Consider the following 19,301-nt stretch of genomic DNA (forward strand, 5'->3'; position numbering starts at 1 on the left):
GCGACCGTGCCGTTAAAGGGTGTGTCGCGGGGCGCGTCGAAGAGCCCGTCGGGGGACCCCGCACGGGGCTCGCCGCAGGAGTGGCCCCGCGCGCGAGAATGGCCGGCATGAGTCCGCTCTTCCGCCGAAAGGCCGCGCAGCGCCGGCAGGCCCCGCAGACGCCGGGGGCCCCGCAGCCCGCTCAGTCCTCCGAGCACTCCGAGAACCATCTCGTCACCCTCATCCGCAAACCCGGCTGTCACCTGTGTGATGACGCACAGCTCGTCGTCGAGAAGGTCTGTGCCGACCTCGGTGTCCCCTGGGAGGGGAAGGACATCACCCAGGACCGCCGACTCCACGACGAGTACTGGGAACAGATCCCGGTCGTCCTGATCGACGGCAGGCAGCACACCTTCTGGCGTGTGAACGAGGAACGCCTGCGCAAGGCACTGACCGATGAGTCCAAGTAGTCCGGATGGTCGCTTAGGATCGATGGTGACTTGGTCTCGGGGGCGTTGATCGTGAGGAGCGTGTGCGGCTTTGCCCTCGATGGGAGAGGAACGCGTGCGCGTGCGCGCCGGTTCCCGGTTCGTGCGCCGGGCGCGCGTGAGCCCGGTCACGTTGGCCGGGCAAATCGGACACCATCTTTGTGCACGCGTTCACAAAGACATAGCCTGCATTCGACGGGGCGGTCATGTAGGGACGTATGACCGCCTACAGCCCCGCTCTACCCGCAGGAGCACCGTGGCAACTGGCCGAACACACCGACCGGCGACCCGCAGCCGAGGGATTCCCGAGGCCACCGTCGCCCGGCTTCCGCTGTACCTCCGCGCGCTGACCGCGCTCTCCGAGCGCTCGGTGCCCACGGTCTCCTCCGAGGAGCTGGCGGCGGCGGCGGGCGTCAACTCCGCGAAGCTGCGCAAGGACTTCTCCTACCTCGGCTCCTACGGGACCCGGGGCGTCGGCTACGACGTCGAGTATCTCGTCTACCAGATCTCGCGCGAGCTGGGGCTCACCCAGGACTGGCCGGTTGTGATCGTCGGTATCGGTAACCTCGGCGCCGCGCTCGCCAACTACGGCGGTTTCGCCTCCCGCGGTTTCCGGGTCGCCGCGCTCATCGACGCCGATCCGTCGATGGCCGGAAAGCCCGTCGCGGGCATCCCGGTGCAGCACACCGACGAGCTGGAGAAGATCATCCAGGACGACGGTGTCTCCATCGGCGTGATCGCGACCCCCGCCGGTGCCGCCCAGCAGGTCTGCGACCGGCTCGTGGCCGCCGGTGTCACCTCCATCCTGAACTTCGCGCCGACCGTGCTGAACGTCCCCGAGGGCGTCGACGTGCGCAAGGTCGACCTCTCCATCGAGCTGCAGATCCTCGCCTTCCACGAGCAGCGCAAGGCGGGCGAGGAGGCGGTGGCCGACGCCGGTGCCGTGCCGCCCGCCGTCGCCCGCAAGCAGCAGCCCTCCACCGACCAGGGACCCGACGGGGACGTGCCCGCCGTGATGCCGGCATGAGCCTCCTCGTCGTCGGACTCAGCCACCGCAGCGCGCCGGTCAGCGTGCTCGAGCGGGCGTCCCTGAACGCGGACGCGCAGCTGAAGCTGGTCCAGGACACGGTCGCCGCCGAACCGGCCGCCGAGGCCGCGGTGCTGGCCACCTGCAACCGCATCGAGCTCTACGCCGACGTGGACAAGTTCCACGCCGGTGTCGCCGAGCTGTCCACGCTGCTCGCCCAGCACAGCGGGGTCGGCCTGGAGGAGCTCACTCCTTATCTTTACGTGCACTACGAGGACCGGGCCGTCCACCACCTGTTCTCGGTGGCCTGCGGGCTGGACTCGATGGTGGTGGGCGAGGGCCAGATCCTCGGCCAGATAAAGGACTCCTTGGCCCGTGCCCAGGACCTGCACACCGCCGGACGGCTCCTGAACGACCTGTTCCAGCAGGCGCTGCGGGTCGGCAAGCGGGCCCACTCGGAGACCGGCATCGACCGCGCCGGGCAGTCCCTGGTCACCTTCGGCCTGGAGCAGCTGGCCGCGGGCGCCGACGTGCGGACGTGGGCCGGGGGCAAGAAGGCCCTGGTCATCGGCGCCGGTTCGATGTCCTCGCTGGCCGCCGCGACGCTGGCGCGGGCCGGGGTCGCCGAGATCGTGGTCGCCAACCGCACCTTCGAGCGGGCCGAGCGGCTCGCCCAGATCCTTTCCGAGGGCGACGACACGGACGTGCTGGCCCGCGCGGTACCGATGGACGCGGTGCCGGCCGAGCTGACACGTGCCGACGTGGCCGTCTCCTGCACCGGCGCGACCGGGCTGGTCCTCACGGCGGACGCCGTGGCGGCGACGGTGGAGGGCCGCACCGGCGCGCCCGCCGCCGAGCCGGCCGGCGTACGCGCCGCGGGCGACGCCGGCTCCACCGGCGTACGGGAGGCTGCCGAAACGCCACTGCCGGGTGCCGGCACGGACGAGAACTGCCCGCTGGACCTGTCCGCCGTGCCGTCCGGCTTCTCCGTGATGGGGGAGGCCGCCGTGGCCGGCATGGACGCGGCGACGCTGGAGCAGCACGGGGCCTGGGCCGCGAGCGGTACGACGGTGGACCGGTCCCGCGAGGCCGGGCGACCGGGCCCCGAGACGGACGCCGAGCTGATCACCGCGCTCGCCGCCACGGCGACGCGGGCCGGCCGCATCCCCGAGCGCCGACGCCCGGAGCCGGTCGCCGAGGTGCCGCGTCCGCAGCCCGTGCTCTTCCTCCTCGACCTGGCGATGCCGCGCGACATCGACGCCGCCGTGCACCGGCTGGCCGGGGTGCGCCTGGTGGACATCGAGTCGCTGGCCGACGCCTCCGCCGACGCCCCGATGGCCGCCGACGTCGACATGGTCCGCCGGATCGTCACCGACGAGGTCGCGGCGTTCGGCGCCGCCCAGCGGGCCGCGCACATCACGCCGACCGTGGTCGCGCTGCGCAGCATGGCCGCGGACGTCGTGGCCGGTGAGATCGCCCGCCTCGAGGGGCGGCTGCCCGGCCTCGACGACAAGCACCGCGCCGAGATCACCCAGACCGTCAAGCGTGTGGTCGACAAGCTGCTGCACGCGCCGACGGTGCGGGTCAAGCAGCTCGCCGCCGAGCCCGGCGGTGCCGGGTACGCGGACGCGCTGCGCACCCTGTTCGACCTCGACCCCGAGACGGTGGCCTCCGTCTCCCGCGCCGAGAACAGCACTGAGAAGAACCGAGGGCCGGCATGACTGAGAAGGCACTGAGGCTGGGGACCAGGCGCAGCAAGCTCGCCATGGCCCAGTCCGGGCAGGTGGCGGACGCCGTGAGCCAGGTGACCGGTCGGCCCGTTGAGCTGGTCGAGATCACCACGTACGGCGATGTGTCGCGCGAGCATCTGGCGCAGATCGGCGGCACGGGCGTGTTCGTGGCCGCGCTGCGCGAGGCGCTGCTGCGGGGCGAGGTGGACTTCGCGGTTCACTCGCTCAAGGACCTCCCCACCGCGCAGCACGAGGGCCTGGTGGTGGCCGCGATTCCCGAGCGGGAGGACCCGCGGGACGTGGTCGTCGCCCGGGACGCGCGCAAGCTGACCGACCTGCCGCGCGGCGCCCGCATAGGGACGGGCGCGCCGCGCCGGATGGCGCAGCTGAACGCGTACGCGCGCACCCACGGCATGGAGATCGAGACGGTCCCGATCCGGGGCAACGTCGACACCCGCATCGGATACGTCCGCAGCGGTGAACTGGACGCCGTCGTACTGGCCGCCGCCGGGCTGAACCGGGTGGGCCGCATCGACGAGGTGACCGACTTCCTGTCGGTCGACACGGTTCTGCCGGCTCCCGGCCAGGGGGCCCTGGCGATCGAGTGCACCGCGGACAACGCGGACCTCGTCGCCGCGCTCGCCGAGCTCGACGACCCGTTCACGCGGGCCGCCGTGACGGCCGAGCGGTCACTGCTCGCCGCCCTGGAGGCCGGCTGCAGCGCCCCCGTGGGCGCGCTGGCCGACCTGCTGGCCGACGGGCAGATTGTCAAGGAAATGCGCCTGCGCGGCGTCGTCGGCACGACCGACGGCTCGACGCTGGTGCAGCTGTCCACCACCGGTCCCGTGCCCGAGACGCACGAGGCGGCGATGGCACTCGGTCGCGAACTCGCCACCGAGATGCTCGCCCAGGGCGCGGCCGGTCTGATGGGGGAGCGAGCACATTGAGCCCCACCACCTTTCCCGCCGGTCCGGAACAAGGGCACGTCACCTTCCTCGGTGCCGGACCCGGAGATCCGGGACTGCTGACTCTGCGCGCCGTGGAGGCGCTGGCGCACGCGGACGTCCTCGTCGCCGAGCACGAGGTGCTCGACGTCGTACGCACGCATGCGAGGCAGGGCGTGTCGGAAGTGCACACGGATGCCGATCCGTCGGATCCGGGCACAGGCGCGCCCCAGCTGACAGTGGTTGACGGTGCGTCAACCTCCGTCGGCGCCCCCGCTGTGCGGGATGCCGCACATCTTGTCATGGAGGCCGCGCGGGGCGGCAGGCGGGTCGTGCGTGCGGTGACCGGGGACCCCGGGCTCGACGCGTACGCCGCCGAGGAGATGCTGGCGTGCGCCGCGGCCGGGGTGCCCTTCGAGGTCGTCCCCGGTATCGCGAACGCGGTCGGTGTGCCCGCGTACGCCGGTGTGCCGCTGCGGGACGCCGAGGGCGCCGACGTGCGGTTCGTGGACGCCCGTACGGCGTCGGCGCGGTGCTGGACGGAGGTGGGCGCCTCCGACGGGACGGTCGTGGTCTCGACGACGCTCGACTCGGTCGCCGCGGCGGCCGGTGAGCTGGTGTCGGCGGGCCGCAAGCCGGACACCCCGCTGACGGTGACGATCGCCGGTACGACGACCCGGCAGCGGACCTGGACGGCGACGCTGGGCACGGTCGCCCAGACGCTGAAGCAGGCCAAGGTGCTGCCGTCCCCGGACGGTGGCCGTCCGGTGATAGCCGTGGTCGGTGAGCGCGGTGCGACCGCCCGGCGCGACCAGCTGTCGTGGTTCGAGTCCAAGCCGCTGTTCGGCTGGAAGGTCCTCGTGCCGCGTACGAAGGAGCAGGCGGCGTCGCTCTCCGACCAGCTGCGGTCCTACGGGGCCGTCCCCAGCGAGGTCCCGACCATCGCGGTGGAGCCCCCGCGCACCCCGCAGCAGATGGAGCGGGCGGTCAAGGGCCTGGTGACGGGCCGCTACGAGTGGATCGCGTTCACGTCGGTCAACGCGGTGAAGGCGGTCCGCGAGAAGTTCGAGGAGTACGGGCTCGACGCCCGTGCCTTCGCGGGCATCAAGGTCGCCGCGGTAGGCGAGCAGACCGCGAAGGCGCTCATCGCCTTCGGCGTGAAGCCGGACCTGGTGCCGAGCGGCGAGCAGTCGGCCGCGGGCCTGCTGGAGGACTGGCCGCCGTACGACCCGGTCTTCGACCCGATCGACCGCGTCTTCCTGCCCCGCGCCGACATCGCCACGGAGACCCTGGTCGCCGGTCTGATCGAGCTGGGCTGGGAGGTCGACGACGTCACCGCCTACCGCACGGTGCGCGCCTCGCCGCCCCCGGCCACCACCCGGGAGGCCATCAAGGGCGGTGGCTTCGACGCGGTGCTCTTCACCTCGTCGTCCACGGTCCGCAACCTGGTGGGCATCGCGGGCAAGCCGCACAACGTGACGGTGATCGCGTGCATCGGTCCGGCGACCGCCAAGACGGCGGAGGAGCACGGGCTGCGGGTCGACGTCATGTCCCCCGAGCCGTCCGTCACCAAGCTGGCGGAGGCCCTGGCCGACTTCGGCGCCCGGCGCCGCGCGGCGGCCCTGGAGGCCGGCGACCCGGTGACGCGGCCGAGCGAGCGGCGGCCGGGGGCGCGTCGGCGGCGGTCCTCCACGTGAGGTGATGTGAGGTGAGATGAGGCGGGGCGCTCCAGGGGGGCGCCCCGCTTTTCGGTCCGGAGCGTTCGCGGGCGGCCGTTCAGTCGGTCCAGGCGGTCAGGTGGGCCGCCGCCTCGCGGGCCGGGGAGTGGGCGGTGGTGCCCAGGGACTCGGCGGCCGTCAGCAGCTCGGCCAGGACGTGGGGGTCGCGGGCCTGGACGGCGAGGGTCAGCAGGGGAGCGAGCTGGTCGCGCCAGGCCGTGCGCAGTGTCGTCGGCGCGGTGGCGGCCTCCGCTGCCACCCGTCGCGCCCAGGTGCGGATCTCCGCCGGCTCCGCACGCGGTGGCCGGGGGGTGCCGGTGGCGGGGCGGAGGGTGTCCGGCGGTCGGTGGCGGAGCGTGGCGGCGGCGAGGGCGGCGGCCGTGGTCGTGTGGTAGCAGGTGCCGAAGAGGTACGCGGCGGCCTTGTCGCCGGTCAGGGTGGCCAGGACCTCCGGGCGGTGGACCGGGCTGGGCACGGCGCCGTCGGGGCGGGCCGCGCGGGCGAGGGTGTGCCAGGCGGTTCGTTCGGCCGGCGAGGTCTCCGGGCCTTTTGCCAGGGCTCGCGTGCACAGCAGCAGTTCGGCCAGCAGGTCCAGGCTGCCCCTCGCGAGGTGCACTGCCAGCAGGACGCGCACCGTCTCGCGGAGCCGGGCCCCGGCCCGGGGGCCGTCGCCGAGGTCGAGCCGGTGGCGGCCGAAGTCGGTCGCGTAGAACACGGCGTGCGTGAGGGCGTAGGTCTCGCTCTCGGTCAGTTGCAGGACGTCCGGGTCGAGTGCGGCGACGCTCTCCCGGAGCAGCGCGTCGACCGTGGGCAGGGAGGGCGGGGCGGTGAGGCCGCCGCGGTCCAGGAAGTAGCGCAGCTCCAGGCGGTTGAGCACCGGCTTGTACGGGCGGAGGTGTCCGCCCGCGTCGGCGGCCAGCAGGGCTTCGCAGCGGGCCCGCAGCGCGGGCTGCGGGCGGCCCAGGTGCTCCAGCAGCATGACGAGGTTCAGGTGGTACGGGAAGTAGGCGTCCCCGCGGCGCAGCGACCGTTCGAAAGCGGGGTCCGCGGCGGTCTCGGCGGCGAGGTCGAGGGCGCGGCCCGGCAGCGGGGCGGTCCTGGGCAGGACGCCTTCGCGGTCCAGGACGCGGAGCAGGCCGAGGAGTTCGAGCAGGGGGCCGGGGCGGAAGGGGCGTGGGGGCAGGTACTCCTCCCAGCGCCGGGGGCGGAACCACTCCAGGCCGGCCTCGATCCAGCGCAGCGCGCCCGCCAGTACCCGCTCCGGTGCCGCGTCCGGGTCCGGCGGCGGTGCGTCCGCGTCGTCCGTCACGGCGTGCGCCGGGAGCGGGGCCCACGACGGGCCGTCGGACGAGGGCGAGGGCGGGGACGAGGACGAGGTCGAGGGCGGGGACGACGGCGGGGCCGAGGTCGCCGGCGTGGTGCTCACCGGCCGCTCCGCAGGCGCAGGACGGTCAGGACCGCCGCCAGGATGCCGCACAGTGCGCCCAGGTCCGCCCACCACGGCAGCAGCCCGGGGGTGCCCAGCAGCGTCTGGCGGGCCAGGTCGACGGCGTACGTCATGGGATTGACGTGCATGATCGCGGACAGCCAGCCCGGCGCGTCCTCGGCGCTGAACACCGAGCCGGACAGGAACAGCATGGGGAACATGGCCAGCTGGACGGTCGCCTGGAGGGTCTGCACCCGCTTGATGACCGTGGCCAGGCACAGGCCGATCACGCTGAACACCACGGCGGCCAGCGCGTAGCAGCCCATCGCGGCGGCGAACCGGCCCGGCGTCAGCTGCACCCCCACCGTGGGCGAGAAGGCGAGCATCACCGCGCTCTGCACGGTCACCATGCCCGCGCCGGCGACGACCTTGCCCAGCGGCAGACAGATCCGCGGCACCGGGGCGACGAGCAGCTCGCGCAGCACGCCGTACTCGCGGTCCCAGGCGTACGTCTGCCCGGACGCGACGCCGATCGAGACGACCTGGATGGCGATGATGCCGGGGAACACGTAGGCGCTGAAGGGGACTCCGCCGACCGAGTCGATCATGCCGTCGAAGCCGACCGCGTAGACCAGGACGAAGAAGAGGATCTGCACGCCCTGGCTGAACAGCACGCCGGGGCGCTTGAACTGGCGCAGCAGGTCGCGGTGGGCGATGACGCCGATGGCGCGCAGGGCGACCCGCAGCCGTCCGTCGGCCGCGGCGAGCGGCGGCGGGGCGCCGACGGTGGTCGCGGTCATGGTGTGCTCACCCTCTCCGGCCGGGGGCTCGGCCGTTGCGGGCCGGCCGCCGCCAGGTAGACGTCGTTCATGGACGGGTGGTGCACGGCGACGGTGAGGCCCTTGACGTCGAGGGCCCGCACCACGTCCGCGATGCGGGACTCCGGGTCGGCGCAGTGGACGGCGACGCCGCCCGGTTCGGTCAGCGGCTCGAAGCCCGCGGCGCGCAGCTGCCGGGCGGCGGCCTCGTCGTCGGTGCAGGAGACCACGATGCGGGAGGAGTCCAGGCTGCTCTTGAGCCGGGCCAGGCTGCCCTGTCGGACGACGCGGCCCTGCTGGAGGATGACGATCTCGTCGGCGTACTCGGCCTCGTCCATGTAGTGCGTCGAGTACAGGACGGTGACGCCCAGTTCGTCCCGCAGCCGCAGCAGGTCCCGCCACACCACCGCCCGCGCGGTGGGGTCCAGGCCGTTGGTGGGCTCGTCGAGGATGATCAAACCGGGGCGGTGCAGCAGGGCGCGGGCGATCTCCACCCGGCGGGAGAGGCCGCCGGACAGTTCCTCGACCGGCCGGCGGCGGCGGTCGGTCAGCTCGAAGAGGTCCAGCAGCAGGTCGATGCGGGAGCGGGCGTCGGCCCGTTTCATGCCGAACAGCCGTGCGTGGAACCACAGGTTGCGCTCCACGGACAGTTCCTTGTCGAGGGTCCGCTCCTGGAAGACCAGCCCGAGGCGGCGGCGCGCGGCCATCGGGGCCTCGCGCACGTCGTGCCCGAAGATGCGGACGTCGCCCGAGTCCGGCCGCGACGCCGTGGACAACACGCCGAGCAGGGAGGACTTGCCGGCCCCGTTGGGGCCGAGGAGTGCGGTGACCCGGCCCGGCGGGGAGCTGACGGACACCCCGTCGACGGCCCGGACCTTGCCGTAGCGCACCACGAGGTCGGTCAGCTCGAAGGCCGGCGGTACGGCCCCGGGCAGGGGGATGACGGGTGCGGCTGGTGGTTCGGGTGACGGCACGGGGGTTCCCTCCACGGTTCAGGCCAGTCCGAGCGTGCGGTCCCACGGCAGCGGGGCGTCGTCGACCGGCAGGAGCGCGAGCGCCACACCCGCCGCGCCCTCCAGCATGCCCGCGGTGTCCACGGCCCGGTGCGGGTGCGGCGAGCGGGCGGCGGCCGGGAAGCGCATGAGGTGGCGGAAGCCGAACGGCGCCTGTTCGTCGGCCAGTTCCAGGACCCGGCCGGTCAGCCGTGCGACCCCGTCCCCGAGGTCGGTGTCGCCGGGGACGGCATGGGCGACGCGGGCCACGACGCGCAGCAGTCCGGCGTAGCCGTGGCAGACGGTGGCGCCCTCGACGGCCCACCGCGACTCGTCCCGCCGCAGCGCCGCCCGCAGCGCCTCGACGGCGGCCGTGCGCCACTCGGGGCGGTCCAGGACGGTCCCGGCGCGGAACAGGGCGGCGGCCACTCCGGGGGTGCCGTAGCACCAGGCGGTGCGGGTGAACAGGTGCCGCGGCCGGTCGGCGGCCACCTCGTCGGTGAAGCCGGCGCGGGCGGGCCAGTACGGTCCCGCCTCGTCGTGCAGCGTCCAGCCCAGCAGCCAGTCGGCGACGCGGTGCACGGCGTCCCGCATGCCCGGCACCTCGCGGCCCGCCGCGTACGCCGAGCAGAGCACCGCCAGGGTGCCGGTGATGCCGTGGGCCATGCCGAGGTTGAAGTCGCCGCGCGGGTAGTCGGCCCGGTCGCGCTCGCTGAGCTGGAGCTCGGTCGGCACCCACCAGCCGGGCACCTCGTGGCCGTCGACCGTGACCGGCGCGGTGAGCCGGACGAGGTGGTGGAGGGACTCGGTCAGGGCGGACTCGACGCCGGGCCCGGCCTCCGCCGGGTCGGCCGCTGCGTCGAGCAGCAGCCGGGTCGTCCCCGACAGGCCGTTGATCAGGTCGTACGCGCCCCAGTCGACGCCGGGCCCGGTCCGGGAGCGGAAGACGGCCAGCCGCTCGGTCTGGTCCTCGGCGACCCAGGCGGCCAGCCGGTGGCGCAGCGAGGCGTAGTGCCCCTCGGGGCCGGCGCAGGTCTGCGCGGCGGCGAGCAGTGCGGCGGGGCCCGAGAACAGGCCCCGGCTGGGGGCGGAGTTCAGCGCCTGGCCGGCGGCGGCGAGGTGGCGGTGCGCGGTGGCCCGCCGGCCCTCGTCGGTACGGGCCAGCTCGCCGTACAGCAGGGCGGTGCCGGGCAGGCCGTTGGAGAGGGTCAGCGGGCCCCACATGACGGCGCCGTAGATCGGGTCGCGGTTGTCGTCGCGGGAGGCGACGGCGGCCACGTGCGCGGGGTCGGCGAGCCGTTCGGCGACGAGGGCGACGGCCTCCGCGGCGCGGGGGGCGGTGACGGCGTTCACGACTGGTGCCTCCGGCGGTTGAGGTGGTCCTGTACGGCGCCCCGGGCGATGCCGAGCACGGTCAGCTCGCGGGCGCCCTCGCCGCCGAAGAGGCGGTTGCAGACCATGTGCAGCAGGCTGCCGACCACCCGGCCCTCCGGCGTCGGCCCGGACCGCCGTACGGCGTCGGACAGTTCGGCCACCGCCCGGTCGCGGGCGTGCAGCGCGGCCAGGACCCGGGACCCGGCGGGGTCGGCGGCGAGGGCGGGCCAGCCGCCGTGGGGGTCGACGAGGCGGCGCCAGTGGGCCGCCCTGGTGCGGAAGGCTGTGGGCAGGTCGCGGCGGGCGCCGGTCATGGACAGCCAGGCCGCTGCCGCGTCGTCGCCGCAGTCCTCGGTGGCCAGCGGATTGCCGGGCGAGGGCGGGCCGAAGGCGTGGGCCAGCGCGGCGCAGGAGATGACGGCCAGGTCGTCCGTCGCGAAGTCGTTCGCCGGGTCCCTGGCCACCCGCAGCAGCTCGACGGCGGCCTCGCTGTCGTGCTGGAAGACCCGTTCGGCGGCCGCCTGCGCCGCGGGGCCGCCGTAGCGCTCGGTCTCCGGGTCGTACTGCGCGACGGTGTGGCCGCGCACCAGGCCCTCGCGCTGCCAGCGGTCCAGCAGCCCGCCGACGGCCGGGGCGACCTGCCCCCACAGCTGCTGGGGGCGGGCGGCGTGCAGGCGCAGCCGCAGGTGGTGGCCGGCCTCGTCGGTGTAGCGGATGAAGAACCAGCGGTCGGCGCCGTGTTCGGCGGCCAGGGAGACCAGGCCGGGGACGTGGTCGCGCAGCAGGTCGTCCTGGGTCCGCGCCGATCCGTGCACCTTGAGGTACAGCCACTCGCCGCCCAGGCCGTGCACCGTGCGGTCCGGCTGCGGGTGCCCGGCGTACGGCCGCCTGCGGGGCACGCCGTTCTCCCGGCGGGTCAGCGGGACGACCAGCTCGCTGGTGTGCCCGGCCAGGGTGCCGTCCAGCCAGCCCTCGTCCTCGCCGGGGATCTCCTGCGCGATGAGGTCGGGGTGGCGCAGTACTTGGTCGAACAGGAGGGCGCGGTGCCAGGCGTCGTCGAGGTCGAGCAGCAGCCGCTGGTCGGTGGTGACGGCGAGCACGTGCCGGGGGACGCCCCAGTCCGCCCGCCAGTCGTCGACCGCGCGGTCCCAGTCGGTGCGGGGGAGGGCGTCGGGGTGGTCGGTGGGCGAGGAGGGCCGGCTCTCGGGGCGGTCGGCGGGTGCGGAGGGCTGCCGGTCCTCGACGGTGTGGGTGGTCCGGGCGGCCGGGTCCGCCGCCGCGCGGGGCGCGCCGGGTGTGCGGTGCGTGGAGTCCGTTCGCGCACCGTCGGTGGTGCCCTGGCGGGGCTCGGGGCGGGGCCGGGCGGCCGGCGTCCCCGCGGTGGGCCCGCCCTTCTCGCCTTCGGCGCGCAGGCGTTCGGCCCGGGTGCGCAGGACGTCCGGCCGCCAGACGGCGCAGGCCAGGACGAAACGGCCGTACCGGATGCGGGGGACGAACGGCGCGTCGGCGAGCGGACCCCAGTTCCAGGGCTCCCACAGGCGCTGCCCTTCCAGGCCGATCTCCCACAGCAGCCGGGCCGCGTTGGGTGCCTGCGCGGGCGCGCTGACCATGTTGCCGAGCACGGGCACGATCTCCCGCCCGGTCGGCAGGTGGACGGCGGTCAGCCGGTCCAGGGTGGCGCCGACGCCGATGTCGGACAGGCGCAGTTCCTCGACGCCGCCGCCGGGGACGTCGGGAACGCCGACGCCGATGCGCCGGCCCGTGGCCGGAACGGTGTGGGCGAGGTTGGCGGCCCGGCCCGAGCGGGTGCGGAAGGCGAGGTCGACGGGGACCGCGTCCTGTACGTGCACGGGGCTGTCGCGGTGCAGTGCGGCGAACGCGGGCCCCCAGGCGGGGTGCTGGTCGGCGAACCGGGCGAAGGTTGCCCCGGCCCGGTGCGAGCCCGGCGACGGCGACAGGTAGACCCGGAACTCGCCGTCGTCCAGCGCCTCCACCGAGGGCGCGACCACCTGCACCGTCACCTCGGCGGAGCCCTGGAGGTCGGCGGGGTCGGCGGTGTCGTGGCACAGCTCGGCCACCTCGTCGTCGCCGAGGAGAACCTCCCGGGCACCGGTCCGCTGCGCGGCGGCGACCAGCCGGGCCATGGCACGGTCCCGGCGGGTGGTGCGGGGGTCCTCGGGCGGCAGCGGCGGGGCCTCGCTGTTCGGCCAGCCGTAGCCGGCGGGGGCGCCCAGGCCGGTCGACTCGTCCAGCAGGTCGAGGACCGGCACCAGCCGGTCGGCGCCGTACACGTCGAGGAAGCGGCGGTGGTAGTCCCGCAGCGCGAAGAGCCCAGCTTCGGCCGGGACAGCCGCCACATCACGCCCATGGCCCGCTCGACGGTCCCGCGCACCGCGTACGGCAGGTGCAGCCCGGTGTCGAGGCGGGTGTCGATGTGCAGTGGCGTGTCGTCGGGCTCCACCGACCGGGCGAGCCGCAGCAGCCGCTCCAGTTCCGCGCGGCCCCGGCCCACCGGCCGGTCGTCGTACGCCCGCCTGGCGTCGTCGATCTCGCGCAGCGCCTCGTGGATGCGGCGGGTCTCCGGCGCCGGGTCGGTGACCGCCGCCAGCAGTCCGAGCACGTGGGCGAGCGGGTCGCCGCCGTCCAGCGGCGGGCGCAGCCCCGTCAGGAGCAGTTCCTGGCGCACCAGCTCGGCGAGCAGTGCCTCGATCCGGTCCAGGGGCGCGCCGGGGAACGCCTCCGCGGTGCGCCGGACCAGTTCCCGGTACGGCAGCGGCGCCGCCGACTCGGCGAGGGCGCGGGCGACGACGGGCGTGCGGCGCACGGAGACGGTGGCGCGGGCCTCGCCGCCCTCGGTGAGGCGGACGCCCTGCGTGGAGGAGGCGGTGAGGACCACGCGGTCCCCGCGCACGGTCAGCGCCTGGTGCGCCTGGACGGTGAGCACGGACAGCACCGCGGGGTCGCTTTCGAGGCGGTGGCCGAGCCTGGTCAGCCACTGCATGTCGACGTGGGTGCGGGTGCGGTGGCCGGGGCCGCGCTCCAGCTTGGCGGTGGAGTCGAAGTGGCCGGTCGACACGCCCGCGAACAGGCCGAACGGGGTCGGGCGGGTGCGCCTGCGGATGTCGTAGCGCAGCACGGCGAGTGCCGCGCGGCGCAGCTGCCCCGCCTTGATCCCCGCGGCGCCGCGCTCGGCGACCCGGCGGACCAGGGCGCTGAGACTGGGGGAGGCGAGGTCGAGCGCCTCGGCGAGCAGCGGGTCGGCGGGGACGGAGGCGAGCAACTCGGCGCAGGCGCCGAGGTCGTGCGGTCCGGCGGCGGGCAGCGGCAGCGCGGGTGATCCGCCCAGCGGCGCCCGGTACAGGAAGACGTCGTTCGCCTCGAAAGGTGTCCTGGGTGGCGCTGCCCCCATGGCTGTCCCCCTGCTCGTCACTCGTCCGGTCCTGCCGGTGTCCTGTGTCGTGTGCCGCGGTGTGTTCGGCCCCGTGGGGCCGGCGGGCGGCCCGCCGGCCCCACGGGTGTGCGTGAACCGTTTGCCGTCGTCAGCAGCAGTGGCTGCAGCCGGAGCCGCCGCCCTCGCTGGTGCAGCCGGGGGTGCACCAGGACACGCTGGTGATGGCCGGGCCGGCGACGGACTTCTCGACGCCGATCTCGAGGTCGAGGTCGAAGAGGTTCGCGTCGTTCTGTCCCGTGGTGGGGGCGTGAATTCCCATACTGACTCCTTCGTACAGGCCGAATGGATGTTCGTCGGGTCGCGATCCGTCGAACACGCAACCACGGGCCTCGGCGACGGCTCAACGGCTTCGGATCGGGCTGGCAGTGCGTGGCAGTCCGATGGCAGGCGAGACACCACCACCCGGTGTCGAGGCCGTGCACCGCCGCCGCACCGCCGCCGCGCCGCCGCACCGCCGCCGCGCCGCCGCCGCGCCGCCGGCGCCGTGTTCCGCCGTGCCGTGCCGGCACTCCCGGGGGGCGGGTCCCGGCCGATTCGTGCCGGCGCGGGCGGCGACGGGTTCCGGCGCCCCTGCCACCCTGTCCGCCCCGCTTCCGAGGGCTGTCCTCCGGTTTCTCCGGTTCCGCCCCGAACGTCGCTGCCCCGGAGAGCGGGGCGGGCCGGGCGAAGGATTCCGGCCAGATCCGGGTGGCACCGGCGGTTGGGCGTGAACCGGGCGGGCGGCGTCGGATACGTACCTACCGTGTGTTCGGACGAGGTTCTGCTCAGCGCCGTCGCCCGTGGCGACCAGGCCGCCCTGCGTGCCCTTTACGAGAGGCACGCCGCCGCCATGCTCCGCCTTATCCGCAGACTCACCTCGGACCGGTCGGTCGCGGAGGAGATCCTCCAGGAGACGTGGCTGGCCGTGTGGCGCTCGGCGGCCGGATTCCGCGGCGAGTCCTCCGTACGGGGCTGGCTCCTGGGCGTGGCCCGGCGGCAGGCCCACAACCACCTGCGCAAGTCGCGGCCGCAGCTCGCCGACCTCGCCGAGGCGCAGGACGTGCCCGACCCCGCGCCGAGCGTGGAGGACCAGGTCGTGCGGGAGGCCGAGCGCGCCGAGCTGCTGGCCGCCGTGCGCTCCCTCCCCGGCCATCTGCGCGAGGTCCTCGCCCTGGTCCTGGTCGAGGACCTGGCCTACCCGGAGGTGGCCACCGTGCTCGCCATCCCGGTGGGCACCGTGAAGAGCCGGATGTCCCACGCGCGCAAGCGGCTGTCGGGGATGCTCGCCGCCAGGCGGCTGGAAGGAACGGGACGACGATGACAGAACACCTCGCGGACGACGTCCTCGCCCGCCTGGCGCAGACCGCGTCCCGGGACCGGCGTGACGGCCGCCACCTCGACGCCTGCCCCGACTGCCGGGTCCGCCTGGCCGCCTGGCGGGACATCGGCACCGCCCTGCGTACGGAGGAGGCCGGGCCGGCGCATGCCCCGCCGCCCTTCGACGCGCTGCTCGGGCCCGTGCTGGCGCCGCGGTCCGCCACCGCGCCTCCGGGCGCGGCCCGTGAAGCGGGCGGGCTGCGCGCCCTCGTCGGCCGGCTGGGTGCCGGTGCCCGGTCCGGGGCGTCCGAGCGGTCGCTGCGGACCGCCTGGCAACTCGTCGGGCGGCAGGCCGCGTTGATGCCGAAGGCGTGGGCTCCGCTGAGCGCCGGCGGGTTCGTCGGAGCCGCCCTGCTCGCCTCGGCGCAGGAGGCGGACCGCTTCGCCCTCCGGCTGTTCGGCGCCGTGGTGGTGCTCCTGGTGACGTTCGGTGCGCTGGCGGCGGCCCTGCCCCGGCGCGACCCCCGCCAGGAACTGCTCTTCACCCTTCCGGTGTCGCCCGCGGCGGTCTTCCTCGCGCGACTGACGGTGGTGCTCAGCGCCGACCTGGCGATGGCGATGGCCTGTTCGGCGCTCGTGGACGGACCCGGCTGGTGGCCGGTGGTGTCGAGCTGGCTCGGCCAGTCCCTGCTGGCCGCGTCCCTCGCGCTGGCCCTGGCGGTCAGACTGGGCCCCGCGCCGGGTGCCGCGGCGGGCGGCGCGGTGTGGCTGCTGGGCGTGACGAGCGGTCCGCAGGGCCTGTTCAGCACCCCGGTGGGCGCGATGGTGGACACGCTGCTGTCGACGACGCCCTGGACCGTCGCCCTGTCGGCGGTGCTGCTCGCCTGGGCCGCCGGCGCCATGCGGGCGTACGCACTGCCGGAACCGGCCGAACGATGACGGCGCGAACCGCCGGCGCCCCGGCCGCTACGTACTGGATGTACCGCCGCTCCCGGCCGGCAATCCCCCGGTCGGCCGGAGCGGCGGTACATCCGCGCCGCACCCGGCGCGGGCGGCGCCCCGAGGGACGGGAGCGCGGCAGGCCACGGGGAAGCACGGGAGGAGCCGGGCAGATGACGGTCGCCACTTGGTGGACGTACGAGGTGCGCCGCTGCGGACATCAGGCCGTCACCCTTCCGGTGCTGGCCGCCGTTCTCGGATACGTGGGTGTGGCCGCCGGCTCCGAGGACGCCACCCTGCTCGGCCGCACCCTGCTGACCAGCGCGCTGCCCGCCGCCACGGCGCTGGTCTGCGCGGCGGTGGTGGCCCGCGAGCCGATGCCGGAACTCCACCTGTCGCTGCCCACCCCCTACCCGCGCACCGTCGCCCGCCGGCTCGCCTGGGTCGCCGCCGTCGCCGCGGTCACCGCCCTCGCGCTGGTGGCGCTGCTGACGGCGACCGGGGAACCACTGGAACCGGGTGCCGCCCTGCTGGAGCTGGCCGGGCTGGGCGTACTGCTGGGCGGGGCCGCGGTGTGGGCGACGGTACGGTCCGGGGCGACGGCGCCCGCCGGCGGACTGGTCGCCGCCGGCGTCCTGGCCAAGCTGCTCCTCGTCGACCCGGTCGTTCCCGAGGGGGCCGGCCGGGCGCTGCCCGCGCTGCTGGCCGGCGGCTGGCTGACCGTCCGCGCCCTGCGCTCGCTGGGCCCCGGCGGCCCTGCGGGCGTACGGCTCGGCCGGGGCGGCGGAATGTACCCCGGCCCGGGGGAGGCGTGATGACCGCGCTGCTGTGGACCGTGCGGTACGAGGCGCTGATGGCGGCCCGCCGCAAGGTCGTCTGGGGCACGGTGCTCCCCCTGGCCCTGCTGAGCCTGCTGCTCGCCGCGACCTCGCCCGTGGTCACCGGGCACGACGACCCGGCGGCACGGGTCGGCGCCGCCGCGGTGCTCGTCAACACCTTCTGCACCCTCGGGATCGGGCTCGCCCTCACCGACCGGCTGCGCCGCGCCCGCGAGGAGCACGGCATGCCGGAACTGCTGGCCGCCACGCCGACCGGCCCGCTGTCCCGCGCCGCCGGCGGCCTCGTCGGGCCGCTCCTGACCGCGCTCACCCCGGTCGCCGCCCTGCTGCTGCTCCACGCGGCCGTGCTGTCCGTGACCGGCGCCTCCCCGGCACCCCTGGGCTCGGCGGCGGCTGCCCTGCTGACGGTGATCCTCCCCGCCACGGTGCTGGTCACGGCGTTCGGCGGGCTGCTGGGCGTCCTGCTGCCGGTGGCAGCCGCCCGTGCCGTCGTGGTCGTGGCGTGGCTGTGGGCCTGCCACTTCCCGCCGGCGTTCTCGCCCGTCCCCACCCCGACCGGCACGGTCCTGTCGCCCCTCGGCGGCTACCCGCTGGTCGCCTGGGCGCACGCCCCGCAGGTGTGGGCGGCCCGGGAGGGCACCGGCGCGCTGCGCCCCGCGGCCGACGACGCCACCGCGCTGCTCAACCTCACCTGCGTCCTCACGACGGCCTTGGTCTGCCACGCGCTCGCCCGGCTCGTCGGCACGATCAGACGACACGGAGCATCATGAACATCACCACGGAGCGACTGACGAAGGACCACCCCGGCGGCCGGCGCGCACTGGACGGTGTGGACCTGCACATCGAGAGCGGCACCGTCGGACTGCTGGGCGCCAACGGCGCGGGCAAGACCACGCTGCTGCGGCTCGTCACCGGAGTGCTGCGCCCCACGTCCGGCAGGATCGTCGTCGGCGGGCACGACCTGGCGACCACCGCGGGCCTCACCGCCGTCAAACGCGGCCTCGGCTACCTGCCGCAAGAACTCTCCCTCTACCCGGACCTGACGGTGCGCGAGTTCCTCGACTACATAGGCGTACTGAAGGGCATCCACGACAAGCGCGACCGCCGCCGGCAGGTCGAGGCACGGATCGCCGAGGTCGGCCTGGAGGAACGGGCGGGGGACCGGCTGGCCGGCTTCTCCGGCGGCATGAAACGCCGGGTCGGCATCGCTCAGGCGCTGCTGGGCGACCCGTCACTGCTGATCGTCGACGAGCCCACCGCCGGCCTCGACCCGCACGAGCGGATGCGGTTCCGCACCCTGCTCGCCGGGCTCGGCCGGGGCCGCACCGTCCTGCTGTCCACCCACATCCTCGACGACGTCGCCCAGACCTGCCCCGAGGTCGCGGTCCTCTCCGCGGGCCGCCTGGTCTTCCACGACGCCACCGCCGCCCTGGTCAGCGAGGCCGCGGGCTGCACCTACGTGTACGGTCCGGCCGGCGCCGTCGGCGGACCGCCGCCCGGCGCAGAGGTGGTCAGCGCGGTGGCCACCGCCGAGGGCGCCCAGTACCGCATCGTCACGACCACCCCGCCCGCCGGCTCCCGGCCGGTCGAACCGTCCCTGGAGGACGGGTACGCCGCCCTGCTCGGCGCCCACCGTGCGGGACACCGCGCGGGCACCACCGGAAAGTGAGGTACCGGCACATGACCACCACCGTCCACGTCCGCCGCGCCGCCGACGAGCGCCCCGCACCGCACCGCCGGCGAACCGCGCCGGGTGTCCTGGCCGGCCTCGCCGGTCTGTCCCTGCTCGTGCTGACCGCCTGCGGGGGCAGCGGCCGGACCGACCCCGACACCACCGACCCGGTGCCGCTGCCCAGCCCCACCGGTACCGCGCAGCAGATGAGCGAGAAGAACCTCGGCTACACCTGGCCGTTGACGGTCGACCACGGCACCGCCGAGTGCCGCGAGGGCGACCAGGCCGTGTTCACCGTCCCCGACGGCACCACCTACGCGCTCAACGGCCGTGCCCGGGAGGCCGGTTACCGGGACATCGGGCCGGTGCGCGCGACCGGCGACGGGGGCGACAAGGTGAGCCTCGGCCCGCTGCTCAGCCGCACGATGGGTCTCTGCCGGGCCTCTGGGTAGCCCAACAGGGTCCGCGCGTCAGCGGGTTGACCGCCGGTGACGCCCGGGAGCCGAGGAGCCGAGGGGCCCGAAGAAGCCGAGGAGGCCGAAGAAGCCGAGGGGGCCGAGGAGGCCGCGTACACCGAAGAGGTGGAGGAGGCCGAGAAGCCGAACGAG

General features: G+C 75.0%; 17 protein-coding genes and 1 pseudogene. 11 read left to right on the top strand and 7 right to left on the bottom strand.

The genetic code is table 11. From position 1 onward, the window contains the following. Window positions 1-98: 98 nt before the first annotated feature. The 5 genes from ACLIN4_RS19670 to ACLIN4_RS19690 all read left to right on the top strand — a co-directional run bounded on the left by ACLIN4_RS19670 (window position 99) and on the right by ACLIN4_RS19690 (window position 5,865). Window positions 99-449, top strand: a complete 351-nt coding sequence (locus ACLIN4_RS19670; RefSeq protein ID WP_107479171.1) for a glutaredoxin family protein — start codon at window positions 99-101, stop codon at window positions 447-449. A 274-nt stretch (window positions 450-723) separates the two neighbouring features. Then, the gene (locus ACLIN4_RS19675) at window positions 724-1,494 is read left to right on the top strand and encodes a redox-sensing transcriptional repressor Rex (RefSeq protein WP_100048165.1); all 771 of its coding nucleotides are present in this window, start codon (window positions 724-726) and stop codon (window positions 1,492-1,494) included. Continuing rightward, window positions 1,491-3,215 (top strand): glutamyl-tRNA reductase, encoded by a 1,725-nt coding sequence (locus ACLIN4_RS19680; RefSeq protein ID WP_411576062.1) that lies wholly within the window; start codon window positions 1,491-1,493, stop codon window positions 3,213-3,215. The genes ACLIN4_RS19675 and ACLIN4_RS19680 overlap by 4 nt, the downstream gene beginning before the upstream one ends. Continuing rightward, entirely contained in the window at window positions 3,212-4,171 is a 960-nt protein-coding gene (gene hemC, locus ACLIN4_RS19685) for a hydroxymethylbilane synthase (RefSeq protein ID WP_289912187.1), read from the top strand. Before ACLIN4_RS19680 ends, hemC begins: the two co-directional genes overlap by 4 nt. Continuing rightward, entirely contained in the window at window positions 4,168-5,865 is a 1,698-nt protein-coding gene (locus ACLIN4_RS19690; RefSeq protein WP_100048167.1) for a uroporphyrinogen-III synthase, read from the top strand. The genes hemC and ACLIN4_RS19690 overlap by 4 nt, the downstream gene beginning before the upstream one ends. 79 nt (window positions 5,866-5,944) lie before the next feature. Here the strand turns inward: ACLIN4_RS19690 and ACLIN4_RS19695 are convergent, their stop codons facing one another. The 7 genes and pseudogenes from ACLIN4_RS19695 to ACLIN4_RS19725 form a co-directional block, all read right to left on the bottom strand. Then, entirely contained in the window at window positions 5,945-7,312 is a 1,368-nt protein-coding gene (locus ACLIN4_RS19695; RefSeq protein WP_411576063.1) for a DUF6895 family protein, read from the bottom strand. Beyond that, window positions 7,309-8,112: an ABC transporter permease gene (locus ACLIN4_RS19700; protein ID WP_289912183.1), complete on the bottom strand. Its 804-nt coding sequence runs from the start codon at window positions 8,110-8,112 to the stop codon at window positions 7,309-7,311. The genes ACLIN4_RS19695 and ACLIN4_RS19700 overlap by 4 nt, the downstream gene beginning before the upstream one ends. Then, a complete protein-coding gene (locus tag ACLIN4_RS19705; protein WP_289912181.1) occupies window positions 8,109-9,104 on the bottom strand; it encodes an ABC transporter ATP-binding protein in 996 nt (331 codons plus the stop codon). Before ACLIN4_RS19705 ends, ACLIN4_RS19700 begins: the two co-directional genes overlap by 4 nt. Window positions 9,105-9,122: 18 nt before the next feature. Next, the gene (locus ACLIN4_RS19710) at window positions 9,123-10,475 is read right to left on the bottom strand and encodes a lanthionine synthetase C family protein (RefSeq protein WP_411576064.1); all 1,353 of its coding nucleotides are present in this window, start codon (window positions 10,473-10,475) and stop codon (window positions 9,123-9,125) included. Continuing rightward, complete coding sequence (locus ACLIN4_RS19715; RefSeq protein ID WP_411576764.1) at window positions 10,472-11,395, bottom strand: thiopeptide-type bacteriocin biosynthesis protein; 924 nt, start codon at window positions 11,393-11,395, stop codon at window positions 10,472-10,474. Before ACLIN4_RS19715 ends, ACLIN4_RS19710 begins: the two co-directional genes overlap by 4 nt. Before the next feature lie 144 nt (window positions 11,396-11,539). Further along, a pseudogene (locus ACLIN4_RS19720) lies at window positions 11,540-13,905 on the bottom strand (lantibiotic dehydratase family protein); the annotation flags it as partial. A gap of 130 nt (window positions 13,906-14,035) precedes the next feature. Next, the gene (locus ACLIN4_RS19725; protein ID WP_071528712.1) at window positions 14,036-14,206 is read right to left on the bottom strand and encodes a gallidermin/nisin family lantibiotic; all 171 of its coding nucleotides are present in this window, start codon (window positions 14,204-14,206) and stop codon (window positions 14,036-14,038) included. Window positions 14,207-14,689: 483 nt separating this feature from the next. Here ACLIN4_RS19725 and ACLIN4_RS19730 point away from each other — a divergent pair, with 483 nt between their 5' ends. From ACLIN4_RS19730 to ACLIN4_RS19755, 6 genes are all read left to right on the top strand, one after another. Then, on the top strand, window positions 14,690-15,247 hold the full coding sequence (locus ACLIN4_RS19730) for an RNA polymerase sigma factor (protein ID WP_043376914.1): 558 nt from the start codon (window positions 14,690-14,692) through the stop codon (window positions 15,245-15,247). Then, the gene (locus tag ACLIN4_RS19735) at window positions 15,244-16,182 is read left to right on the top strand and encodes a hypothetical protein (RefSeq protein WP_290014281.1); all 939 of its coding nucleotides are present in this window, start codon (window positions 15,244-15,246) and stop codon (window positions 16,180-16,182) included. Before ACLIN4_RS19730 ends, ACLIN4_RS19735 begins: the two co-directional genes overlap by 4 nt. 173 nt (window positions 16,183-16,355) lie before the next feature. Next, on the top strand, window positions 16,356-16,997 hold the full coding sequence (locus ACLIN4_RS19740; RefSeq protein ID WP_289912170.1) for a hypothetical protein: 642 nt from the start codon (window positions 16,356-16,358) through the stop codon (window positions 16,995-16,997). Further along, complete coding sequence (locus ACLIN4_RS19745; protein ID WP_107477991.1) at window positions 16,997-17,791, top strand: hypothetical protein; 795 nt, start codon at window positions 16,997-16,999, stop codon at window positions 17,789-17,791. Before ACLIN4_RS19740 ends, ACLIN4_RS19745 begins: the two co-directional genes overlap by 1 nt. After that, window positions 17,788-18,690, top strand: a complete 903-nt coding sequence (locus ACLIN4_RS19750; RefSeq protein ID WP_107477990.1) for an ATP-binding cassette domain-containing protein — start codon at window positions 17,788-17,790, stop codon at window positions 18,688-18,690. The genes ACLIN4_RS19745 and ACLIN4_RS19750 overlap by 4 nt, the downstream gene beginning before the upstream one ends. 11 nt (window positions 18,691-18,701) lie before the next feature. Beyond that, window positions 18,702-19,145 carry a DUF2511 domain-containing protein gene (locus tag ACLIN4_RS19755; RefSeq protein WP_107477989.1) on the top strand — a complete coding sequence of 148 codons (444 nt, stop codon included), beginning with the start codon at window positions 18,702-18,704 and terminating at the stop codon, window positions 19,143-19,145. The last annotated feature ends 156 nt before the right edge of the window (window positions 19,146-19,301 follow it).

This window comes from Streptomyces mutabilis, assembly GCF_046628145.1.
GTDB classification, from domain to species: Bacteria; Actinomycetota; Actinomycetes; order Streptomycetales; family Streptomycetaceae; genus Streptomyces; species Streptomyces mutabilis.